The sequence below is a fragment of the Oleiphilus sp. HI0061 genome, from assembly GCF_001635675.1.
In genome coordinates this window covers 1-3424 of the sequence record NZ_LWFE01001092.1, presented here as the reverse complement: position 1 = coordinate 3424, position 3424 = coordinate 1, and the positions used below count along the sequence as shown (strand labels likewise).

Below are 3424 nucleotides of genomic sequence, written 5' to 3'. Positions count from 1 at the left end.
CTTGGCTTCTTACCTTGTTGGTGAGTGGGGTTTGCAAAGCACCATGATGTTTTTTGGCGCTGCATTCTTTATTGCCTTAAGCATTCTATCCCGTTTTCTTAAGAATCCGCCTGAGGGCTATGTTCCTGCTGAACCAGAATCTTCGGATCAGAATGTAGTTAAAGAACTGCCTGCCAAAACAGAGCAAGAAGACTTGGAACCGGTTCAACGCAGTGAGCCTGAAAGATCCATGGATGCATCACTGGTTATTAAAACGGCTTCATTTTGGAAACTCTGGTTTCTGTATTTTATTGGCGCTGGAGCCGGGCTAATGGTGATTGGTAGCGTGGCTGGGATGGCGAAGCAAAGTATGGGTAACGCTGCGTTTATCGTCGTCGCCATCATGGCGGTAGGTAATGCCTCAGGACGGATTATTGCTGGCGTGGTGTCTGATGCCATGGGTAAAAACCTTGCCTTGGCAATCTTCCTGGCGCTTCAGTCTTTGAATATGTTTCTGGCGATATTCGTCGTCTCTAGTGAGGGGGCGATGGCGTTCTTTATTGTCTTGTCGGCGACCTTTATTGGCTTTAATTACGGTACCAATCTGGCGCTTTTTCCTGCCTTTTGTAAGGGTTGGTGGGGCTTGAAGTCCTTTGGTATCAATTATGGCCTTCTGTTTACTTCGTGGGGAATAGGCGGTTTTGTGATGACCAAAATATCGGGAGCGATAGTCGCGAGTACCGGATCCTATGTCTGGTCATTTATCGTGGCTGGAATTCTACTGGCGATTGCCGCTTTCGTTGCATTACGAATGAAAGAACCTAAGAGTGTTGCCTAGAGCATGAAAAAAGGGGCGGGTCTAAATCGACCGGCCCCTTTTGTTTAAGTAAGACTAAACCTGTTTAACACTTAGTTTAGTAAATCATTACCTAAGTTGATTAACTGCGTCTCACCATTGCTATCATCAACACCGTCATTGTCATTGACGACATAAACAGTATTGTCTGCAGTTACGGCTAAGCCTTCCATTTTCTCGTAAGTCGCTCCACCTGGCGCAGACAAGTCACCTTCAGCAATAAGATCTCTGACCAGAGTCTTGCTAATGGTGTCGCCATCGCTCAGTGCAGATACGTCAAACTCATAGATGCGCTTAATGGCTGCATCTTTGCCGCCCTGGTTATCACGCTCAAGCATTAGGAACTTACCGTCGCCAATCGAGGTGATATCAGATAAACCAACCCAGCCACCATTTTGCGACTCGGCAGTATCGAGAGGGTAGAAGAAGAAGCTCCACTGCTCACTTGTCGTATTGTAAGCACCAATGCGTGGATTCGCTTCATCGCCCCAAGCGCGCTGAATTGCTACATAGACTGAACCGTTATATTCAGTGATGCCTTCAAAGCCGAAGCGTACTTGAATATCATTCACTGATTGTGGCAGTGTGATAACTTCTTCAATGACGCCATTCGCATCGGTTTTGAATATGAAGTTCAAGCTATTGATTGGTCGTCCTGCATCCCCTTGTGTACCTGAACCTTCAGAAGCAACCCAGAAACCGCCATCGCTGGCAACGGCTATACCTTCAGGGTCAATATTGACGCTGTTGTCATCATTGATCAGTAGCGCTAGGTCTGCTTCATCGAAAACACTGACGCGTGTTGCATCGTCAGCATCAACCGAATCATCTGCCAAAACGCTTCTGGAAATGGCTGCAAAGATATTATTGCTATCTTTGATTGTGACTTCCTGGTTCAGCTGAGCGGGTGTGGTGCTGACGTCAATACCGAAAATACGACTTTGACCATAGAAGCTGTCTTCGATGGAATAAAGCATGTTTTCATCTGTTGGGCTTGCTGCCAAACCAGATAGTGCGCTCCAAGGTATGGGTGTCTCATCGACTCGATTAGTTGACTCGATTGTTGGGTAGCTTGCATCTGCGCTAGAGCGCTGATAGATATTCAATGCCGCACGGAACTTATCACCACGATCATCTTTTTCACTGGCGACAACCAGTAGGTTTCTATCAGGGATAGCCAAGCCACCTTCAGGGCCCACACCCGCAGGTAGGGTTTGCTTGTATACAGGCTGCTCTGGGTTACTGACATCGTAAACAAATACTAGGTTAGCACGTTCAGAGTTGACGAATAAGTAAGGCGTACCACCGAAGCTAGCAACTTCGATATTCTCAGGCTCGTTACCTTTGTTTCCAGAACGAGCATCTGGGTAGTGGCCGAAGCGAACTGCCATGTGGTCCAGGTCGTTGCCGGAAGAGTAAACCACTTCACCTTGCTTGTTGAAGATTGTGAAGCCACGGCTGCCACCGTCTAAATCACCTTCATCGGCAGTGGCGAAATATTCAGTGTCAATCCAAGATACGCCATCAGGCTCACGAGGAATATCGTTTAAGCTCTCGCTTAATGAAATAATGGCGGCATCTTCTTCTGTGTTGTCGATGTTTTCAAGATCAACGGTACCCGCTGAGAAGTCTGCGCTAACCGTGGCTGTTTCCAGGTCAACTAATAAAATGTGGTTGTTTTCCTGAAGTGTGACAACAGCGATATTGTCACTGTTGATATCGACATATTCTGGCTCAGGGTCTGCTGCGTACAGGTCAGCAATTCCGGTGATGTCTAGAGTTTGGCTTGTCCAATCAGCAGGTTCACCGCTTAGGTTAAGAATAACCAGCTCGCCAGCTGGAAGCTGCGGTGGCGCACCATCGCCTAGATCTTCATCACGCTCGTTTTCAAGAATCACAAGTGCATACATGCTGTCCGGGCTGACTGCGATAGAGTCTGGTTGGCCGCCAAGAGCGATCGTTCTAACTAGAGTTTTACTCGCAATATTAATGACAGCTAGCTCGCCCGATACCGTGACGTAGTCTGTTGAAGTGTTTACAGCCGCGAGAGCGTACTCTCCTTTGATCGCTACTGATGTTGGCTCGCCATTGAGTGCGAATGTGCCTGCAGCAGCCGGAGACTCAATAGTAGAAATATCGACGAAGCCTAGCTGTTCTTGCTCGCTGTCAGTATAGATTAACGTTTGTCCGTCAGTGCTTGCGGCAACAATTTCTGCAACGGTTTCGGTGTCGTCATTACATTGAGTATTGATCTGCTCACATACGTGGAAAGTCGCCACTCTATTGAAGTTTTTGACTGACGAGGAGTCTTTATCGTCATCGCTGCAACCTGCTAACAAGAGGGGGCTTGAAATGGCGAGAGCGAGAGCCGTTTTCTTAAACATATTCATAGAGTGCATAATTTTCCTTTCCATTTAACGATAGGTGTTTTTACTGAAGAGGGAATTATGTTTCGAGAGTGCTACAAATTTATGTCTCTTTTAAGTCACTTTGGTGACGGTACTTATATGCAAGGAGTGGAGCCTTCCTGTTTCTATAGAAAAATGACTAGTCGAAACAGGAGGCGAGTTGATTTAGCCGGGCTAGAGA

At 47.0% G+C, this 3424-nt stretch carries 2 protein-coding genes; one reads left to right on the top strand and one right to left on the bottom strand.

Features of this window, described 5'->3' with window-relative positions; translation table 11 throughout:
* Positions 1-817, top strand: an 817-nt coding sequence (locus tag A3735_RS15585) for an MFS transporter (protein WP_156499705.1), incomplete at its 5' end; no start/stop codon positions are given.
* 71 nt (positions 818-888) lie between these two features.
* Here the strand turns inward: A3735_RS15585 and A3735_RS15580 are convergent.
* Positions 889-3234, bottom strand: a complete 2346-nt coding sequence (locus A3735_RS15580; RefSeq protein ID WP_068509486.1) for an esterase-like activity of phytase family protein — start codon at positions 3232-3234, stop codon at positions 889-891.
* Positions 3235-3424 lie beyond the last annotated feature (190 nt).